The organism is Alteromonas sp. H39, assembly GCF_047556435.1.
Taxonomy (GTDB): domain Bacteria; phylum Pseudomonadota; class Gammaproteobacteria; order Enterobacterales; family Alteromonadaceae; genus Alteromonas.
This window is the reverse complement of sequence record NZ_CP180210.1, coordinates 2,109,579-2,127,370: the sequence shown is the minus strand read 5'-3', so window position 1 is coordinate 2,127,370 and position 17,792 is coordinate 2,109,579. Positions and strand designations below refer to the sequence as shown.

Below are 17,792 nucleotides of genomic sequence, written 5' to 3'. Positions count from 1 at the left end.
CTATGCCTTCGTTATAATAGCGCTTTTAGCAGTAAGCAAAGCATTTCCCATGAGTATATCCACAACGTCTTCGGCATCTGTCGCCACTGAGTCGGTAAAAAGTAAACAAAAATACAGTTTCAATAAGCTGCAAAAGCGTTTACGCAGAAACGTAGGCAAGGCCATTGCAGACTTTGGCATGATAGAAGATAAGGATAAAGTCATGGTGTGCCTGTCTGGTGGTAAAGACAGCTACACTATGTTAGATATCTTACTGTTTTTAAAAAAGATTGCGCCTATCCACTTTGATATCGTAGCGGTAAATCTTGACCAAAAGCAACCGGGGTTTCCAGAACACATCCTGCCCGAATACCTTAAGCAACTGGGCGTTGACTACCAAATTGTTGAGGAAGATACCTATTCCATCGTAAAGGATAAAATTCCTGAAGGAAAAACCACCTGTTCGCTTTGCTCAAGATTACGCAGGGGCATACTTTATCGCACGGCGAAAGAGCTGGGTGCGACCAAGATTGCATTAGGGCATCATCGGGACGATATGCTGGAAACGCTGTTTCTGAACATGTTCCACGGTGGAAAGTTAAAATCGATGCCACCCAAGCTGGTAAGTGATAATGGCGAGCATATTGTCATCCGTCCACTGGCGTACTGTAACGAGAAGGATATCCAGAAATATTCTGATGCAGTGGAATTTCCGATAATTCCATGCAACCTTTGTGGTTCACAAGAAAACCTTCAAAGGCAGAATATTAAGGCAATGCTTCAGGACTGGAACCGTCGCTTTCCGGGGCGCATTGAGTCGATGTTCAAAGCCATGCAAAACGTCACGCCGTCTCACCTGGTTGACAACACGCTTTATGATTTTAAAAATATTCAAACCACGAATGCACCGGTGACTGACGGTGATATAGGTTTTGATTCTCCTACATTTACGGCAACATCTGATACAGATGACGACAATGAAAGTGTGCAAATCATTAATGTAATGGATCATCAAAGATGAAAGTAGGTATTGCACTGGGCGCCGGTGCTGCAAGGGGCTGGGCGCATATTGGTATTATTCAGGCACTGGAAAAGCTGGGCGTTAAGATTGATATCGTGGCGGGGAGCTCCATTGGCGCTTATGTAGGCGCTGCGTACGCCAGCGGCAGGCTGGAGCCTTTGCGAGAATGGGCTACGTCTTTAACCGAGTGGCAAGTATTATCGCTGATGGGGGTTGGGATCCGTCGGGGAGGCCTCGCCAGTGGCCAAAAAGTGTTTGATAAACTGGCCAGTGAATTTTGTGTCGAGACCTTTGAAGAAATGGAAAAGCCATTCGCCGTGGTCGCGACAGACCTGTACTCAGGTCGTGAAGTCGTTTTTAGTAGTGGAGCGCTTGGAGAATCCGTACAGGCCTCCTGCGCGATACCGGCGTTGTTCAGTCCGATAGCATATGAAGATCGCTGGCTGGTTGATGGTGCCGTCGTGAACCCGGTTCCGGTCAACTTATGCAGGCAGTTAGGAGCAGACTTTGTCATTGCGGTAAACCTGAATGCAGATTTTCGCCCACAGCGACTGGAAAAGGCGAAAATTGAGCATGAGGAAATTCAGCGTAAAACGGATGATTTTTTCACCAAGAGTCAGAACGTTGTACGACAGTGGTTTTCGCCAGAAACCAAACCAAACAAGGCCAACCCGCCGGGTATATTAAGTATTATGAGTAGCTCGCTTGAGATTTTACAGGCCAGAGTTACCCGATCAAGGTTAGCTGGCGATCCGCCGGATGTGCTTATTGAGCCCCAACTAACTGATGTTGGTCTGATGGAGTTTCACCGGGCTGGCGAGATGTGCAAACGGGGGGAAGAAACCGTTAACCGACTGGCCGAACAGATCCGTTATCAGTTAGTAATTGAAGGGCCTTAGCCCTGCTCCTAATCGCGAAAGCGTAGTTACGTTAATGAGAAAAGCCTGTATGTGGAGACACATACAGGCTTTTTACCATATGAAATAACCTTCAAGCCTGTTAGCTTTTAGAGGCTATCGCAGTCACTCTCAACGGCTTCTCAGGTAGCGTTATACCCTTTCCTTTTTCAAGCCAGTCCATATCCAGCATTAACATGCCATTGTTGATGGCAGGTGCGTCTTTGATAAGAGAATCCAGTTCATCATCCTCAAAGTGGATCATTAATCCTTCTACACTGGGCATCATAAAAGATAAAAAGCTGCCCATTTCGTTGAAAAATGCACGGTAATTGTCAAGCAACGTCGCCAGTTCTTCAGCAGTGTATTCGGTTTTTACGTATTCCGGCTTTGTCTCCAGTTGCACTGACATATCACACACATTGGCACGTTCAGCAAGATCGATACGGACAAAAGCTTCTGCCATCTTCAGCACCTTATCAGCGGGTACCGTAAAGCGATTCTCAGAAGAAACCTCGAGAGGCAGGTTCTGTTTGTCAGTGACAATAGTCGCCGTGTTAATGTCACACAAGCGCCCTTCCCCAACACGCAGAAAGCCAAAAGCAAACTGCAATGCCTGCGTGTCGTCACTTCCCAGCTTTCTGACGTGGCTGTAAAAACGGCTATACTCGACATCAATAATGTCTGCCAGCACTGGCTGGCAGGCCATTACAGCGAATGCCAGAGCCATTAACTTTTTCATTCCGCTAAATACTCCTCGTTAAATCTGATCATATTCTGCAATTCTTCAACATACGCTGCACCACGTTCGGAGTAATTCATCAACCCTTCCGCCAGTGCCACCCCGTTAATAGGGATCTGATTGGCACGCAGCCGACTTCGGATCCGGCGTAGCTCTTCGTAAGCATCGTGTCGATTGAGGTTGCGCATGTAGGTATAAGTTGCACGGGAAAGATTATCGAACCTGGCTACCTCATGGTTGGCATCCTCATTTCGGCGCGAGGGGACAAAACCACAGCCTTTACGAAAGCACCACAATCCGAAAAAATTGTAGCCTTTCTGGGCAAAGCGGCTGGTTCCCCAGGCAGACTCATTGGCTGCTTGCGCGAGAACCAGTTCAACCGGAAGAATATCGACACGCTCCAGAAGAGAGAGGATCCTGGACTTCAAAGACTTGGCATCATCGACCCGGTATTCGTCACTCAACCAGTTCACGCGCTCCAAGTCTTCTTCATCAATATCCTCACCCGCCATGACCTCACGAAGTACAGTTTGTAAATAGTGGCGTAGCGAGAGCAAGTAGGCATTTTGCTTCTCTACTTCTGGCCTCAGATAACTGAAAAATGCCGCTTTTTTCTCGGTTACATCATCAATAGAACCAAAATCTGGCACCGGTTTCTTTGCTTCCTGAGTTTCAGGTACCTGCAGAATATCAGGTTCACGACTTGCCAGGATCCACGCATTGATAACGATAACGGCGAGAACGCCAATCGTGATTAAAACAATTTTAACTGTTTCTCTCTTATGCATCGAAAGTCGACTCTCCGCTAATGTCCTGTTCTTGTAATTCAGAACCGGACTGTCCTACCATGCCTTCGTATAACACGCCAATAGCGCAGAAATACAGAGGCATCACCCAAATCAGACCAAACCCAAAGGTAAGGATACTTACCAGTATCAATACCAGAAATATGGCAAGTAATAGCAGCATTTTCCAGAAGTAGCGATTAACAATTCGACAAGACAAGATAATGGCACTGACAGCTGTTAGTTGCCTGTCAGCCACCAGTATCAACGCAAATGTGGAGGCTACTACCATATAGATACCGGGAATAATAAATAATACGGTACCAAGCTGAGTAAGGATGATAGTTATTAAATGTGTAAGCGCCAGTACGATGGTAACCGGTAAGTATTTAAATAAGTCGAAAACTCGCACATGTTGACCGCGGGCAGCACTCACTCCCATCATATATAATCCGGTCTGCAGTGGCGCAATAACAAGGACTACAGCAATTTGAAACAGTGCCTGAAACGTTTCCTGTATGCTTTGCATAACGAGCGCCATAATAACAAGCGCCAGAAATATCAGTACACATGCCTGTACCAGTGAGGAAAAGTGCTTTTTGACCAAATCATTAGCACGCAAAAACACTTGCTTGATGTCAAACTGATACTTCCCGTCCAGCGTATGCTGAAGAGAGTCAGATTTTTCGGACTGGTCGGACGGTGGTTTTGGAAACTGCTCCACGCTTGCTTCTCTTCGATAGTAAAATTCGCATGGATTATAACGTATTACAGTATTAAACCCCACTAAACCCAAACCAGTTTTGCCGCCAGCCCCAAAAGTAACACCCCCATTATCCGATCTAGCCAGTATCCTTTCTGTCCAAGTAATTGTGCAACCTTACTGGTACTGAGCAAATAAGAAAGGAAGCAAAACCATAAACCTGTTGCCACGGCAAGATAAAGGCCGTAGCCAAGTTTTACGCCGAACGGTGTTGATGCATCAATGATGGCAGTGAACAGAGATAAAAAAAACAACGTCGCCTTTGGGTTAAGCCCATTAGTTAAAAAGCCAGTCCACAGTGCTTTTTTATCGCTCATCTTATCCGCGTTCACCTGCGCTACAGTAGAGGTTACTGGGTTTTTAGCCGGTCCGCTTCGAAGTGCACCAATAGCAAGATAAACAAGATAAGCTGCTGCCAGATAGCTGATAACGTTATATAGCCATGGCGTTGTAGCAATAACAACGCTCAACCCGACTAATGAATAAGCAACGTGCAGCAAAATAGCCATTCCGATGCCTATACTGGTTACAATTGCAGTGCGTCTGCCATAGGCCACACTGTGTCTCACAACGATAGCAAAATCAGGGCCGGGACTTGCCACTGCCACCAAATGCACCAGTGCAATGGTAATAAACTCATCAAGGTAGAGCATGGTTAATTGATCTCAGACAGCTCCAGAGAAGAAATAAAAGACGCAACATAATCGGGAACGATTGTCGAAGCGGGGCCATGAAAAGAGGTGTCAAATAGCGAGCATCGATCGCTGGGTTGTAAATTCAGCTCCACGGTTTTCGCGCCACCATCTGTTGCAACCTGCACAAAGCCAGCGGCAGGATACACCTGACCAGAGGTACCGACAGCAATAAAAACATCCGCTTTTGAAAGCGCGAGAATAATTTCATTCATTTGCAGTGGCATCTCACCAAACCACACAATGTCAGGCCGAAGCTGAGAAGCGGGTAAACAGCAGGGGCATGGCGTTTTTGCATCGAATTTTTCATACCACTGATGGCTGGCGCCAGTATTACAGCATCGAGCAGACAATAACTTCCCGTGCATGTGTATGATGCGTTTACTGCCAGCGCGCTCGTGGAGGTCGTCGACATTTTGTGTCACTAACAAAAAGCTGTCTCCTAACGCTCTCTCCAGTTCCGCTAACGCCAGATGCGCAGCATTAGGTTTTACCTCTGGCTCCTGAAGCTGAATGCGCCTGTCGTTGTAAAAGCGGTATACTAAATGAGGATCACGCTCAAACGCTTCCGGTGTGGCAACATCCTCCACTCGGTGCTTCTCCCATAGCCCGTCGTTATCCCGAAACGTTTTCAGGCCAGACTCTGCAGATACCCCAGCACCGGTTAACACAACTACCCGTGGTTTATCACTCATGATGTTACCTCTACAGGATAGCGTAAGTCAGCACCCCACTCGGACCATGACCCATCGTAAACACTGACATTGGCTGCACCACACATTAACGCGGCAACACCAATAATACATGCCGTAATTCCCGAGCCACAGGTACAGATAATCGGATTTGTTAGATTGATACCTGCTTTATCAAACTCAGCTTGCAGTTCGCTTACCGGTTTGAATTCGCCATCGGTGAGTAAACGCGCATAATGCAAGCTTTTCGCCCCTGGCATATGACCGGAGCGAACGCCGTCGCGAGGTTCTGGCTCTCTGCCTTCAAATCTGGCATGACTTCGGGCGTCGAGGATCTGAATATCGGTGTTCAAGGCACGAAGCACGTCATCAGCGTCAACAAACCAGTGACGCTGTGGATTTGGCTCGTAAAGCCGGGTTTGATCTGCAAATGGTGGCTCTGGATTGAGAGCATGACCAGCAGCCTCCCAAGCCGGGCTGCCGCCATTGAGGATCTGAGCATGCACATGACCAAGCGATTTTAGCACCCACCATGCGCGGGGGGCGCAGTAAATACCACGAGTATCATAAACAATGATAGCTGTACTATCGGCAATGCCAAGCTGACCAAGGTAATGACTCAGCGTTGAAACTGAAGGCAGCGTATGGGGGAGCGACGCCTCATGATCACTACCGTCACCGTCTAAATCAAAATCTCTGCTATTTGGGATTGCACCGCCGTCCCGCTTGTCTGGCTCACCGCTAACGGGATCATCCATCAAAACCCGAAGCAGTGCCACAGGCTTGCTGGTCAGTGCCTGACGCAACTCAGATACATTTATCAGTGGCGTTGTCATAATGCCCTTCAAACCGGAAAAAGGTGAGTGAACGAGTGAAACCCATTTACGTCATCATACGGTTATTATAAAAAAAAATATAGTCTGCTCTAGACATGACTTGGATGCCCTGAAGACGATAACACATTAATTTTATGTTAATTTATTCAGGCCACTGCGCTGCTATATCCAATACGATGGGCTTGATGCCCGCAACGATGAACTCTACTGCGATAACCATGATTATCAGACCCATTAATCTCATCATCACTTTAATACCGGTGTCTCCGAGTAATTTTATTAAGCCGCCAGCAAAGTACAGGATCCAGTAGGTCAGAAACAGCACCAGAAAAATGGAACCGAAAAGCACCAGTTCATAGTTTATCGACACTGCGTCGTCCATTAAAACAATGGCGTTGGTTAATGCGCCCGGACCACAGATCATCGGTATTGCCAGTGGCGTCACAGAGATATCTTCCACATACGTTTTTACATCATCTTCACCCACTTTGATGCGCGATAACCTGGCTTGCAGCATATCCATTCCCATTAACAGGAAGATAATGCCGCCTACAATTCGTAAGCTATTAACTGAAATATGGAAGAACGAAAACAGTAGTTGTCCGCCCATAGCGAAAAGCATGATGGTGATGAAAGACACAATCAGCGCTTTTCTTGCAGTTCTGATGCGCTGAGCCGGCGTCAAATCGGCTGTCAGTGTCATAAAAATCGGCATGACACCCAATGGGTTAATAAGCGTAAAAAATGAAGTGAAGCACAACAATGCAAATGGCAACAACTCTTGCATATTACTATCCGGCCAGAAATTTGGCGCAGATTCTAACAGATGCAATCAGCGCTGGCAGTGAAATACAGCGTTACGATTTGGACAGTTTGTTACAGCAGCAAAGCCTCTCGTGCTTTTCTGAATACATGTAAAATTTAACCTCACGAACTGTACGCCCCGTCTCGCGCCATTTTCGTTACTACCTGGTATTCCAGAAGCAGTAGCAACCGCTATAAATTAAAAAATCACCAATGAGACATTACGCACTGCCTGCTTCCCCCCGCACAATGGCATGCGCACCTGCCCCGCCACCGCCAATGAACTTGGGCAATACTTCGTCAATCAAAGAGTCGCAGGGCTGAAAAGACCAGGCAAATTATGATGTTCGTATTTGAAATGCTGCTGATAAGGTTCTTACAATAGCCAGATAAAAAGGCCCCGACTGCGAGGTGCTGCGGGGCCTTCCATTGCTATCGGGTTTGCTTAACTGCCAGACTGTGTAGGCTGAATGATCATTTCATCCACATTCACATCATCGGGTTGCGCAATAGCATAATCAATGGCATTCGCAATGGCCTCAGGTTTAAGTGCCTGCTGGCGAAAATCCTCCAGCCAGGCCTTAGTTTCACTGTCAGTGGTGGTATGCGCAAGCTCACTTTCAACAACGCCCGGCGAGATAGTGGTAACCCTTACCTTTTTCGTTTCCATACGCAGGCCCTCTGAAATTGCGCGTACAGCAAACTTAGTTCCGCAATATACTGCACTGGTAGGAAAAACGCGGTGAGCACCAATAGAGGCAATATTAATAATATGACCTCCACGTTGCTCCATTACACCAAGTACAGATTCTATACCGTTCAATACACCTTTGACGTTAACGTCAATCATTCTGTTCCATTCATCAGCTTTAAGTGCTGCCATCGGAGATAAAGGCATAAGTCCGGCGTTGTTAATTAAGACATCGACAGGGCCAAACTCTGTACTGGCTTCGGCCACCACCGCTTTAAAACTATCCTGTGATGTCACATCCAGTGTGTACGCTTTTGCTGTGCCGCCAGCTTGCTTAATTCTCTGAGTTAGTGCGTTAAGTCGTTCAGTGCGCCGAGCCGCTACCAGTACTATATGCCCGGATTTAGCCAATACTTCCGCAGTGGTTTCACCTATACCACTGCTGGCGCCGGTAATCAGAACAACTTTTGATTTAATACTAGTCATTATAAAACTCCTTCGTTGATACGGAAAATACTGCAGATTAAATACGGGCTACCCCGATACCAGTTATGCTAGAAGGAATAATGAGTTTTATGGATACCTGAAAATGCACTATGATTGCCTGATTATCCAACTTATACCGAGAGACTGAATGTCAGATACAATGTTAGAGCAGCAATTGTTACGTCTGGTTGAGAATATTGCACCTGATGAAGGCCTCAACAGCACCGCCATTCCCAGTGTGTTCTGCTACAAAATAAGCGCTCCCTTGTTTGAGATGCCCGCTGTGTATGAGCCTTGCCTGTGTATTATCATTCAGGGTCGCAAAAGCGTAATGCTTGGCAAAGAAATGCTAAGTTACGGGAAGATGGAATTCTTGGTTGCATCAGTAGACTTACCCATCATTGGCACGGTAGTCGAGGCATCTGAACAGCAGCCCTATTTTGTGGTTCAGATTAACATCAATGCCAGCCTGCTTTCTGAGGTGATGCTAAAAATGGAAAAGCTGGCTGTTGCAAAACGTAAAGCGAAAAGTGGTTTGTTCATTGGCCAGGTAGACCCGCAAATGGCCGCAAGCCTGCAGCGCTTACTCTCTCTGTTACAGACCCCGGAAGATATTCCCGTGTTAGCCGAGAATGTAATCGGTGAGATGCACTACCGTATGCTGCGCAGCAACTATGGCAACGACATTGCGCAAATTTCGCTACAAGACACTCCAACTCAGCGTATTGCTCTCGCGATCCAGAAACTACGCCGTGACTTTGATCAAACAGTCGCCATTGATGAGCTAGCGAAAATGGCGGGTATGAGTGTGTCGTCGTTTCATGTTCACTTTAAAGCTGTGACCAAGATGAGCCCATTACAGTTTCAAAAATCTGTCCGGCTTGTTGAAGCCCGTGCCTTAATGATATCGCAACGAATGGATGCGGCCAGCACGGCGTACAAGGTTGGCTATGAAAGCCCGTCTCAGTTCAGCCGAGAATATGCGCGGATGTTTGGCAACCCGCCAGCACGTGATATTGCCAGTATCAGACTCTGAAAATTATCGAATCAGAGTTATGGCTCTTTGCAGATGCAATAGTGTTATTAACATAACGATACGAATGCTTATCCCCAATTAATCGCGTAGTAGAACCTAACAATTAAAGGGAGTCGATTGAATATTTGAAATGGTGCCCGGGGCCGGACTTGAACCGGCACGCTGTTACCAGCGAGGGATTTTAAATCCCTTGTGTCTACCAATTTCACCACCCGGGCATCGGGTATGCCGTTGTCGGCATTAGGTGTCAGGTTGGTCCCTGCATTACTGCTTTCGCAGTGAAGATGGAGGCGGAACCCGGAGTCGAACCGAGATCCACGGATTTGCAATCCGCTGCATAGCCATTCTGCCATTCCGCCGAATTGTAGAGTGAAAAAAGAGAGTTATCTCTGTCCGGAAACCCGGTCGCGACTCGTGCGATTTTTCCCCCTTCGTACCGACATTGAATGCCGATACGTTAATATTTGGAGCGGGAAACGAGATTCGAACTCGCGACCCCGACCTTGGCAAGGTCGTGCTCTACCAACTGAGCTATTCCCGCTTAATTTTGTATGCGGTCTCATCGGTTGAGTTAATACCTCCGAAGACCTTGCCAAAATGGCAATCACTTCGTGACGAGGTACATGCTCTACCAACTGAGCTATTCCCGCATATTTTAAAGAAAGCAAAGCTTTTCTTATAAAATAGTTTTGAAGAAGTCCCCTTCCTCAAATGTGGGGTGCATTCTACCTGCACCACCTGATCTGTCAATATGTAAAATGGGGAAAAAACACCGAAAACACGCATTTACGGTCTGTTTGCAGTATTTTTATCCACTTTGCCTAAGGCTTATTCACTGCTTCTCTGAAACCGAGGGTTTCAGGTGTGGCCATGCCGCTAAACTGTAACTTATCATTGACCACACCGACAGCACCGCCGCGAAATATAATAAGATATAGCCCAGCGTTACCCAATAAATGGGGAAGCCCATAAAGTACTCCAGGCCCGACAAAAGCCCGATCAAAGCCAGCATTTGCGCCATAGTTTTCGCCTTACCAATAAAAGACACTTTTACTGTAGCACTTAACCCGCGCTGCCCCATCCATTCGCGAAGCGCAGAGACATAGATTTCTCTGACCAACAACAAAATGGAAGGAATAGTTATCCACACCGTAGCGTAACTATGCGTAATCATTAGCAGCGCCGCGCCGACAATAAGCTTATCGGCTACCGGATCCAAAAACGCGCCGAACGGGGTGCTTTGTTTTAGCCTTCTCGCAAGATACCCGTCAAACCAGTCGGTAATAGCCGCCAGCCAAAAGATAAAAGCGCCAGCCTCGTGTGCCCATTTCCAGTCTAGAAAATACACAATGACAAACACCGGAATGAGTACAACCCGGAACATGGTAATAATATTAGGAATGGTCCACATGATGACTTCTCTGTTTTAATGCTGGTACTTGCATCTGGTCCTGTTGGCCGAATTCTGGCTAATGGTGCAAATGGTCGTATATAGTTTCAGCGAGTTCGGGACTAATTCCCGGCACGCTGGCGATTTCGTCTTTGCTGGCTCGTTTTAGCCCCTGTAATCCGCCCATGTATTTAAGTAACGACTGACGACGCTTTGCACCAATTCCGGGAATGGCCTCCAAACTCGATGTCGTCTTGACTTTCTGCCGCCGGTTTCGATGGCCAGCTATCGCAAAACGGTGAGATTCATCCCGAATGTGCTGTATCAAATGCAACCCAGGAGCGTGGCTCTCGAAATGCAGTGTTTCATGGGAATATGCCAGAATCAACGTTTCAAGCCCAGGCTTTCTGCTGGTGCCCTTCGCCACGCCAATTAGCAATGGCTTTTTATCATCCGGCCAGTCTTCAAAAAACGCTTCCGCTTGTGCTAACTGGCCTTTACCGCCGTCGATAAACAGGATATCAGGGATTTTTTGTACGTCTTCTACCGTTTTATACCGTCGTTTTAATGCCTGTGCCATCGCGGCATAGTCATCACCTGGTGTGATCCCTTCAATGTTGTATCTGCGATAATCACTTTTCAGCGGGCCTTCGCGATTAAATACCACGCAAGAAGCGACCGTCTGCTGACCTGATGTATGGCTGATATCAAAACATTCCATACGCTGGATTGGTAAATCCCGCTCCAGTGCGCTTTCGAGGTCCAGGAATCTGGCGTGGACAGACTTTTGCTGGCTGTATTGTGCATCAAGAGACGTTTGTGCATTGGTTTGTGCCAGTTGCAAATACCGACGACGCTCTTCCCGGGCTCCCCGGTAAAACTTTACGCGATAACCAGCTTCACTGCTAAGCAAATCCGCAATGGCCTGCTCATCTGAAAAAGTATGCGACAGCACAATTTGTTTAGGTATAACTTTATTGCCTGCGAGATAAAACTGCAGGAAGAAAGATTCGAAGACTTCCTGCTCATCGGCGGTACTGGGCACTTTGGGGAAATAAGACTTACTTCCCAGAAGCTGATTATCCCGGATAAACATTACCTGTATACACGCCATGTTGCCACGAATGGCAAAGCCAAATACGTCCATTTCGTCCTGCGTGCCGGATACCCATTGACGCTCCTGCACTTTTCTCAGTGCATTTATCTGATCGCGATACCGAGCAGCAGCCTCGAAGTTTAGCGCGTCACTGGCATTTTCCATCTTGTCTACCAACGTGCCAATGACCTGCTGATTCTTACCTTTAAGAAACATCCTGGCCAGATTCACCTGCTCTGCATATTCTTCATCAGAAACGTAACCTTCGACACACGGCGCGCTGCAGCGCTGCATCTGGTATTGAAGACAGGGGCGACTACGGGCCCGATAATAACTGTCTTCACATTGCCTGACAGGAAATATGCGTTGCATGGAACGCAAACTTTCTCTGACAGACCACGCACTGGGATACGGCCCGAAATACTCCCCTTTTTTCTTTTGCGGTCCTCGATGAAAGGAAAGGCGTGGATGTTCGTGGGCTGATAAAAAGATAAACGGATAAGACTTGTCGTCACGCAGCAATACGTTATAACGCGGCTTATATTTCTTAATGAAATTGTTTTCAAGCAGGAAAGCTTCGGTTTCGCTATTAACAACCGTCACGTCCATGTCCGCAATCTGGCTTACCAGTGAGCGCGTTTTGGCATTATCAACTTGCATGCGGAAGTAGCTGGCGACACGCTTTTTGAGGTTCTTCGCCTTTCCTACATAAATAACCTCAGCCTGGTCGTTGTACATGCGATACACACCAGGCTGATGAGTCAGGTTTTTAAGAAATGCTGACGAATCGAACTCGGTCATTTTTTCCTTATAACAGATTCGGATCAATCAGTTTATGGCGCAACGCCAAGTGTGTCAGTTCAACATCTGTCGTCACCCCAAGCTTATCAAACATGCGATAGCGATAGGTATTCACCGTTTTCGCGTTAATACTGAGTTCATCCGCGATTTCAGGTACTTTTTGACCGCGGGTAAGGCGCATCGCAATATTAAGTTCACGACTGGAGAGACTATCGAACGGATTATCACTATCCGGCGCGAGTCGACTTAACGCAATATTATGCGCGATTTCAGACGGCAGGTATTTCTGACCTGATGCTACCTTATAGATGGCATTTATCATTTCCTCCGGCTCGGCATCTTTGGTTAAAAAACCAAAAGATCCCACCTGCATAACCTGCGAGGGAATCGGATGCTCTTTGTGCATGGAAAGACAAATGACACGGGTGTTTTCAGACATACGAACAATCTTTTTCGTTGCCTCAAGGCCACCAATCCCCGGCATGTTTACATCCATTAATACCACGTCCGGTGCATTTTTACGGCAATGTTGAACGGCTTCTTCTCCGTTTTTGGCCTCCGCAACAACAGAGAAATCTTTTACATCTTCAAGAATACGGCGGATCCCCGTTCTGACCAAATCATGGTCATCTGCCAGGATAATCTTAATCACGTTGAAGGCTCACTGAATAGTTTGTTTTCATTATTAGAGTACAAATGTATACGCTTTCTCATAATACCACGCGCAATACCGTAGTGAAGCATAGAAGTACTTACAGCCCAAATTTAATGTAAAACGTACGAGATATGAACAGTCTGTGGATTTTCGACGTAGACGGTAGCAGAACTAACTTTCTTAAGGAGACAGGTTTGCCATACGAATCTCGCTCGGACTTACCCGATTCAGTAACCAGTGCGTTACCCAAACACGCCCAGGAAATTTTCCTTGCTGCATATAATAATGCTTACGAAGAATATGCTAAGCCTGAAGACAGAGATGGCGATGATACTCGAGAGGAAGTGGCCTTTAAAGTTGCCTGGTCAGCAGTGAAACAGCGCTACCACAAAAGTGATAGCGGCAATTGGGTAAAAGACGATGACTAACTCTGGCCGATGGGAAGATCAAACCACAGCGCTTCGGTGTCATCGGTAGCAGATACCGATACGACTTTGTCCTGCATCAGACCAAAAGCATCACCTGCTCCAAAACGCGTACCCTCCACGGTGACAGTGCCTTTTATCAGGTGCAGGTAGCCCCATCGCTTACCCGTAGTGAGTCTGTGTGATGCATTAGCGGCTAAAGTTAACTTATAAATCGATACATCCTGATTTATCGACAAGGCGCCGTTGGTTCCCGTGGGATTTATCAAGGGTGTCACCGGTGTACTTTCATCAATTGTCTTCTGCTCATATGAAGGTTCAATGCCTGATTTGTCTGGCGTGATCCATATCTGCAGGAAGTTAACCGAATAGCTCTGTGACGGGTTGTACTCTGAATGACGAATACCCTTCCCTGCGCTCATTCGCTGAATATCCCCTGCGGGCACATTAAAGTCGTTACCGGTACTGTCTTTGTGGGCAAGTGCCCCCGACACGACATAAGAGATAATTTCCATGTCTCTGTGTGCATGTTCATCAAAACCATATCCGGGCCTTACCACGTCATCATTGATCACACGAAGTACAGAAAACCCCATATGTTTGGGATCGTAATAGTGGCCAAAAGAAAACGAGTGCTGGCTGTCCAGCCACCCGATATTTACACGACCCCGCTCTCCGGCACGCCGAACGTAATCCATGCTGTTTCTCCACTGTCTGTATTATCTGATACTGGTGATCATATAATCTATTCAGAGAAACAAAATTTACTTTTTAGCTCACTATCATTCTATTTATCAGAACGCTTGTGACAGACGATCCACCGCTTTATGTAATAAGTCCGGTGACACTGCAAAGTTTAGCCGAAAGTAGCCAGGGTATTGAAATTCACTACCGGGGCTGAGAACCACCCCAACCTCATCAAGTCGCTGCTGCACGTGTTTTTCATCGCCGTACTTATTCAAATTCAGCCACGCAAAGTAGGTCGCATTGCCAATTGTTACCGGGATTTCCGGCAACAGTTGTGCAAACAAACTTCGCAATAACTCCCGGTTCTCTGCAAGCGACGATACGGTGCTTACGAACCAGTCCAGCCCATGGCGGTAAGCGGCATTCAGGGCTACTCTGGCAACAGGCCCAGAATAAAGGTGTGTTCGGGTTATGACCTTCTGGTATCGCTGACGGATTTTTTCATCGGGAATGATTGCGTAAGCGGACGCTGGTAAGGCTGAAAGATTGAACGCTTTTGACGCGCTGTTTAGCGTAATACTTTTCTTGTAAAGATCGAACCACGCCGGCAGCTGCGGTCCCTCAAATACGAGGTCCGCATGCACCTCATCAGCAATGATGAGGATGTCATGTTTCTCACAAAACTCACTTAACATCGTAAGTTGGGCTGAGCCCAGTACTATCCCGTCGGGATTATTCGGGTGGCAGATAAGCAGCACTTTTGCTTCCGGATCCAACCTTTTCTCATCAATATTGCCTTTGGCCCAATCAATAACCACAGGGCGACGCTCACTGGACACTACAGCATTGTATAAAGGACCGTAAGTAGGGGCGAATACCATTACTTTGTCGCCCGGGGAGGTAAATGTCCGCACTGCGCTGCTGGCGCCGCTGACAACACTATGCAGCGGAACTACCCACTCGGAGGATGGTTCTGTATCACGGCGCTGATACCACGCTCTGACGCTCTCACTGATATCAACATCAGCGTAACCAAACGTATCACCGTTTAGGAATTCGCTTACCGCCTGCGTAACAGCTTCTGAAGGCCGTATGTCCATATCAGCAATCCACAGAAACAGTGGTTCTTCATGCGTACAGTTGCCGGGTGCGGCTTTTAGCTGGTATTTCATTGCCTGTGTATTTCTTCGATCAACAAACATCATTTCTCCTTTTTCTGAAAAACACGGCACTCTGAAATACTGTGTTGAAATTTACGTTTTGTCTCCCGTATTACGAAGGGGATATCAAATGGGTCTGTCAGCGGCATAAAGTGTTGGCTTAACTGCTGCTCGAGGGCGTCAGTAGAGGTTAGCGTTTCGCCGGTATCTTCTTTATAGCCTCCCAGCCATTCTTCCCTTTCGGTATAATCCGTAAGCCAGGTAAAAGGTGACGTCACGACAAGGATACCGCCACTGTTAAGACGCTCGGAAACGGTTGCCAATAACTTTTTAGGACTGTACACCCGGTCGAGTAAATTGCCCATGAATATCAGGTCATACCCGGTATATTGCGGCTTGAGGTTACAGGCATCGCCCTGCATAAACGCGATATTGTTACCAGCCCCGTCAAGGTCCAGGGCCGCCAGACGCTGCAAATGGAATGAAGTGAGTTCACCCTCTTCAATCAGGGTGTACTGAATTTGTTTATTTTCCTGCATGGCGTTAGCCGTTTTAATAAACCGGGCAGAAAAATCGAGTGCGTCAACGTGGTCAAAATACCGTGACAGTTCAAACGCAACACGGCCAACAGCGCAGCCCAAATCCAGCGCTTTGGTACGCGGACGCCCTGTCGTGTATTCAATGCACACGTCAGCGCATTGCTTGGCAAAATTCGGTACACCAAAGTAGCTTTTCCCATAGTGAAATTCGCAATATTGCGAAATCTGGGTATCGCTCTCGTAATCCGGATCTGACACTTTCACGTCGTACTCAGACTCAACATAACGAAATCCGGCATGCTGGAAGAAATGCCGTCTGAATGCGTAGCGACTGTCAGCGGTAGCTTCGTTACCGGTAGAAATCCAGCTTCCGCCTTTTATCAGGTTATGCTTATTGTCAAAAGTCGGTGTGGTAAAATCATCATAAAGCGGATGTACTTCAAAGCCTACTAGTGGATAGATGGGCGTCTCGGTCCATTGCCATACATTACCTATTACATCAAAAAACGCGCCATGCTGGTAACGCGTGACGGGCACAGAGGAAGCGCAATCGCTCAGATGGATATTTGCATTCTCACTGTATCTGGGGCCTTTAACACCGCTCTCATCTCGCAAACGCAACCATTCAAGCTCACTGGGCAGTCGTATCTGTTTTCCCGTTTTATGACTCATCCAGTTACAAAACGCCTTTGCTTCATGATAATTCACATCTACCGGCCAGTCTTTTGGAAGCGGGATCTCACTTAGCATTGTACGGTAAACATATCCTGTGTCCGTTTTTCGCCAAAACGTCGGGTGGGTTGCACCGGTATATTCCCGCCATGCGTTACCTTCATCCAGCCACCACTTCGGCTCGTGATAACCACCATCTTCAACAAATTTCAGAAATTCATTATTGGAGACCAGGTACTGACTGGCCTTGAAGGCAGGAATATGTTGCTGCTCTTGGCCATATTCGTTATCCCACCCATAAAGATCAGCTTGCCTGGACTTGTTACGATTTACTTCTCCCGCTGCGACTTCGACCAGACGATTTTCTGGTGCAGGCCCTGTTTGCTGACATGCCGGCCAGTGTTTGCTTGGCTGAAGAAAGGCAAGATCAAGTTGTCGTATCAGTACGGATGACGTTTCAAGATGAATGCGCTCGTGTTCAACGCCCATAATGACATGCCATATAGGACTGTCCCACTCTATCGGCATTGAAAAATCCAGGGTTTTAATAAGATCAGTCATCAGCGTCTTCACCTGACGACGATACTGTCGAACGTCATCAACGGCAGGCCAGTCATAGTGCGCGTCGTTAAGATCATCCCAGCTCATCTCGTCCACACCCACAGCAAATAAAGATTCAAAACGCGAGTTAATCCGCTCATTGATCACTTTTGCCAGAATCAGTTTATTGATAAAGAAAGTTGCAGTGTGACCGTAGTAAAAAATTAGCGGATGACGTAGCTTCTCAGGACGTTGGTAAAACGCTTCATCTGAACGTAACGTTGCGAATAACGATTCGTACTTGTCAAAAGAATCCAGGAAATAGTCCAGAATTTCCTGACGTTTAGCATCGACGGTGCCGTCCCTAAGCAATGGGCTATGCGGCTGCGACATTGTGTACTCCT

18 protein-coding genes and 3 tRNA genes are annotated in these 17,792 nt (G+C 47.1%); 4 read left to right on the top strand and 17 right to left on the bottom strand.

The features are described 5' to 3' along the window. Positions 1-49: 49 nt before the first annotated feature. Complete coding sequence (gene ttcA / locus ACLBLI_RS09430; RefSeq protein ID WP_414830822.1) at positions 50-1,000, top strand: tRNA 2-thiocytidine(32) synthetase TtcA; 951 nt, start codon at positions 50-52, stop codon at positions 998-1,000. Continuing rightward, positions 997-1,899: a patatin-like phospholipase RssA gene (gene rssA / locus ACLBLI_RS09425; RefSeq protein WP_414830821.1), complete on the top strand. Its 903-nt coding sequence runs from the start codon at positions 997-999 to the stop codon at positions 1,897-1,899. Before ttcA ends, rssA begins: the two co-directional genes overlap by 4 nt. Positions 1,900-1,999: 100 nt before the next feature. On the opposite strand, the gene ACLBLI_RS09420 is transcribed toward rssA, so the two are convergent. The 8 genes from ACLBLI_RS09420 to ACLBLI_RS09385 form a co-directional block, all read right to left on the bottom strand. Continuing rightward, positions 2,000-2,638 (bottom strand): DUF2987 domain-containing protein, encoded by a 639-nt coding sequence (locus ACLBLI_RS09420; protein ID WP_414830820.1) that lies wholly within the window; start codon positions 2,636-2,638, stop codon positions 2,000-2,002. Beyond that, entirely contained in the window at positions 2,635-3,426 is a 792-nt protein-coding gene (locus ACLBLI_RS09415) for a glucosaminidase domain-containing protein (RefSeq protein ID WP_414830819.1), read from the bottom strand. The genes ACLBLI_RS09420 and ACLBLI_RS09415 overlap by 4 nt, the downstream gene beginning before the upstream one ends. After that, positions 3,419-4,147, bottom strand: a complete 729-nt coding sequence (locus ACLBLI_RS09410) for a stress protein (protein ID WP_414830818.1) — start codon at positions 4,145-4,147, stop codon at positions 3,419-3,421. Before ACLBLI_RS09410 ends, ACLBLI_RS09415 begins: the two co-directional genes overlap by 8 nt. A 62-nt stretch (positions 4,148-4,209) precedes the next feature. Then, positions 4,210-4,839 carry a LysE family translocator gene (locus ACLBLI_RS09405; RefSeq protein ID WP_414830817.1) on the bottom strand — a complete coding sequence of 210 codons (630 nt, stop codon included), beginning with the start codon at positions 4,837-4,839 and terminating at the stop codon, positions 4,210-4,212. A gap of 2 nt (positions 4,840-4,841) precedes the next feature. Then, a complete protein-coding gene (gene cobB, locus ACLBLI_RS09400) occupies positions 4,842-5,573 on the bottom strand; it encodes a Sir2 family NAD+-dependent deacetylase (protein ID WP_414830816.1) in 732 nt (243 codons plus the stop codon). Continuing rightward, positions 5,570-6,406: a sulfurtransferase gene (locus ACLBLI_RS09395; RefSeq protein ID WP_414830815.1), complete on the bottom strand. Its 837-nt coding sequence runs from the start codon at positions 6,404-6,406 to the stop codon at positions 5,570-5,572. Before ACLBLI_RS09395 ends, cobB begins: the two co-directional genes overlap by 4 nt. Before the next feature lie 142 nt (positions 6,407-6,548). After that, entirely contained in the window at positions 6,549-7,193 is a 645-nt protein-coding gene (locus ACLBLI_RS09390) for a MarC family protein (RefSeq protein WP_414830814.1), read from the bottom strand. A 462-nt stretch (positions 7,194-7,655) separates the two neighbouring features. Further along, positions 7,656-8,387 (bottom strand): SDR family oxidoreductase, encoded by a 732-nt coding sequence (locus tag ACLBLI_RS09385; RefSeq protein ID WP_414830813.1) that lies wholly within the window; start codon positions 8,385-8,387, stop codon positions 7,656-7,658. 148 nt (positions 8,388-8,535) lie between these two features. Here ACLBLI_RS09385 and ACLBLI_RS09380 point away from each other — a divergent pair, with 148 nt between their 5' ends. After that, positions 8,536-9,423 (top strand): AraC family transcriptional regulator, encoded by an 888-nt coding sequence (locus ACLBLI_RS09380; RefSeq protein ID WP_414830812.1) that lies wholly within the window; start codon positions 8,536-8,538, stop codon positions 9,421-9,423. Between the two features lie 131 nt (positions 9,424-9,554). Here ACLBLI_RS09380 and ACLBLI_RS09375 read toward each other — a convergent pair. The 6 genes from ACLBLI_RS09375 to uvrY all read right to left on the bottom strand — a co-directional run bounded on the left by ACLBLI_RS09375 (position 9,555) and on the right by uvrY (position 13,362). After that, positions 9,555-9,641, bottom strand: a tRNA-Leu gene (locus ACLBLI_RS09375). A gap of 67 nt (positions 9,642-9,708) precedes the next feature. Beyond that, a tRNA-Cys gene (locus ACLBLI_RS09370) sits at positions 9,709-9,782 on the bottom strand. A 106-nt stretch (positions 9,783-9,888) separates the two neighbouring features. After that, positions 9,889-9,964 (bottom strand) — tRNA-Gly (locus ACLBLI_RS09365). 291 nt (positions 9,965-10,255) lie between these two features. Further along, positions 10,256-10,834 carry a CDP-diacylglycerol--glycerol-3-phosphate 3-phosphatidyltransferase gene (gene pgsA, locus ACLBLI_RS09360; RefSeq protein ID WP_414830811.1) on the bottom strand — a complete coding sequence of 193 codons (579 nt, stop codon included), beginning with the start codon at positions 10,832-10,834 and terminating at the stop codon, positions 10,256-10,258. 58 nt (positions 10,835-10,892) lie between these two features. Next, positions 10,893-12,710 carry an excinuclease ABC subunit UvrC gene (gene uvrC / locus ACLBLI_RS09355; RefSeq protein WP_414830810.1) on the bottom strand — a complete coding sequence of 606 codons (1,818 nt, stop codon included), beginning with the start codon at positions 12,708-12,710 and terminating at the stop codon, positions 10,893-10,895. Between the two features lie 7 nt (positions 12,711-12,717). Continuing rightward, positions 12,718-13,362, bottom strand: coding sequence for a UvrY/SirA/GacA family response regulator transcription factor (gene uvrY / locus ACLBLI_RS09350; protein ID WP_414830809.1), 645 nt, complete (start codon positions 13,360-13,362; stop codon positions 12,718-12,720). 197 nt (positions 13,363-13,559) lie between these two features. On the opposite strand from uvrY, the gene ACLBLI_RS09345 reads away from it, so the two are divergent. Further along, on the top strand, positions 13,560-13,793 hold the full coding sequence (locus ACLBLI_RS09345) for a ChaB family protein (RefSeq protein WP_414830808.1): 234 nt from the start codon (positions 13,560-13,562) through the stop codon (positions 13,791-13,793). Here ACLBLI_RS09345 and ACLBLI_RS09340 read toward each other — a convergent pair. From ACLBLI_RS09340 to ovoA, 3 genes are all read right to left on the bottom strand, one after another. Further along, positions 13,790-14,488: a pirin family protein gene (locus tag ACLBLI_RS09340; protein WP_414830807.1), complete on the bottom strand. Its 699-nt coding sequence runs from the start codon at positions 14,486-14,488 to the stop codon at positions 13,790-13,792. The genes ACLBLI_RS09345 and ACLBLI_RS09340 overlap by 4 nt on opposite strands. Before the next feature lie 96 nt (positions 14,489-14,584). Further along, entirely contained in the window at positions 14,585-15,682 is a 1,098-nt protein-coding gene (locus tag ACLBLI_RS09335) for a MalY/PatB family protein (RefSeq protein WP_414830806.1), read from the bottom strand. Then, positions 15,679-17,781 carry a 5-histidylcysteine sulfoxide synthase gene (ovoA, locus tag ACLBLI_RS09330; protein WP_414830805.1) on the bottom strand — a complete coding sequence of 701 codons (2,103 nt, stop codon included), beginning with the start codon at positions 17,779-17,781 and terminating at the stop codon, positions 15,679-15,681. The genes ACLBLI_RS09335 and ovoA overlap by 4 nt, the downstream gene beginning before the upstream one ends. Positions 17,782-17,792 lie beyond the last annotated feature (11 nt).

Coding starts and splice junctions, on each gene's coding strand:
- ttcA (WP_414830822.1), top strand. CDS start 50: ATGAGTATATCCACAACGTCTTCGGCATCTGTCGCCACTGAGTCGGTA.
- rssA (WP_414830821.1), top strand. CDS start 997: ATGAAAGTAGGTATTGCACTGGGCGCCGGTGCTGCAAGGGGCTGGGCG.
- ACLBLI_RS09420 (WP_414830820.1), bottom strand. CDS start 2,638: ATGAAAAAGTTAATGGCTCTGGCATTCGCTGTAATGGCCTGCCAGCCA.
- ACLBLI_RS09415 (WP_414830819.1), bottom strand. CDS start 3,426: ATGCATAAGAGAGAAACAGTTAAAATTGTTTTAATCACGATTGGCGTT.
- ACLBLI_RS09405 (WP_414830817.1), bottom strand. CDS start 4,839: ATGCTCTACCTTGATGAGTTTATTACCATTGCACTGGTGCATTTGGTG.
- cobB (WP_414830816.1), bottom strand. CDS start 5,573: ATGAGTGATAAACCACGGGTAGTTGTGTTAACCGGTGCTGGGGTATCT.
- ACLBLI_RS09395 (WP_414830815.1), bottom strand. CDS start 6,406: ATGACAACGCCACTGATAAATGTATCTGAGTTGCGTCAGGCACTGACC.
- ACLBLI_RS09390 (WP_414830814.1), bottom strand. CDS start 7,193: ATGCAAGAGTTGTTGCCATTTGCATTGTTGTGCTTCACTTCATTTTTT.
- ACLBLI_RS09385 (WP_414830813.1), bottom strand. CDS start 8,387: ATGACTAGTATTAAATCAAAAGTTGTTCTGATTACCGGCGCCAGCAGT.
- ACLBLI_RS09380 (WP_414830812.1), top strand. CDS start 8,536: ATGTCAGATACAATGTTAGAGCAGCAATTGTTACGTCTGGTTGAGAAT.
- pgsA (WP_414830811.1), bottom strand. CDS start 10,834: ATGTGGACCATTCCTAATATTATTACCATGTTCCGGGTTGTACTCATT.
- uvrC (WP_414830810.1), bottom strand. CDS start 12,710: ATGACCGAGTTCGATTCGTCAGCATTTCTTAAAAACCTGACTCATCAG.
- ACLBLI_RS09340 (WP_414830807.1), bottom strand. CDS start 14,488: ATGGATTACGTTCGGCGTGCCGGAGAGCGGGGTCGTGTAAATATCGGG.
- ACLBLI_RS09335 (WP_414830806.1), bottom strand. CDS start 15,682: ATGATGTTTGTTGATCGAAGAAATACACAGGCAATGAAATACCAGCTA.
- ovoA (WP_414830805.1), bottom strand. CDS start 17,781: ATGTCGCAGCCGCATAGCCCATTGCTTAGGGACGGCACCGTCGATGCT.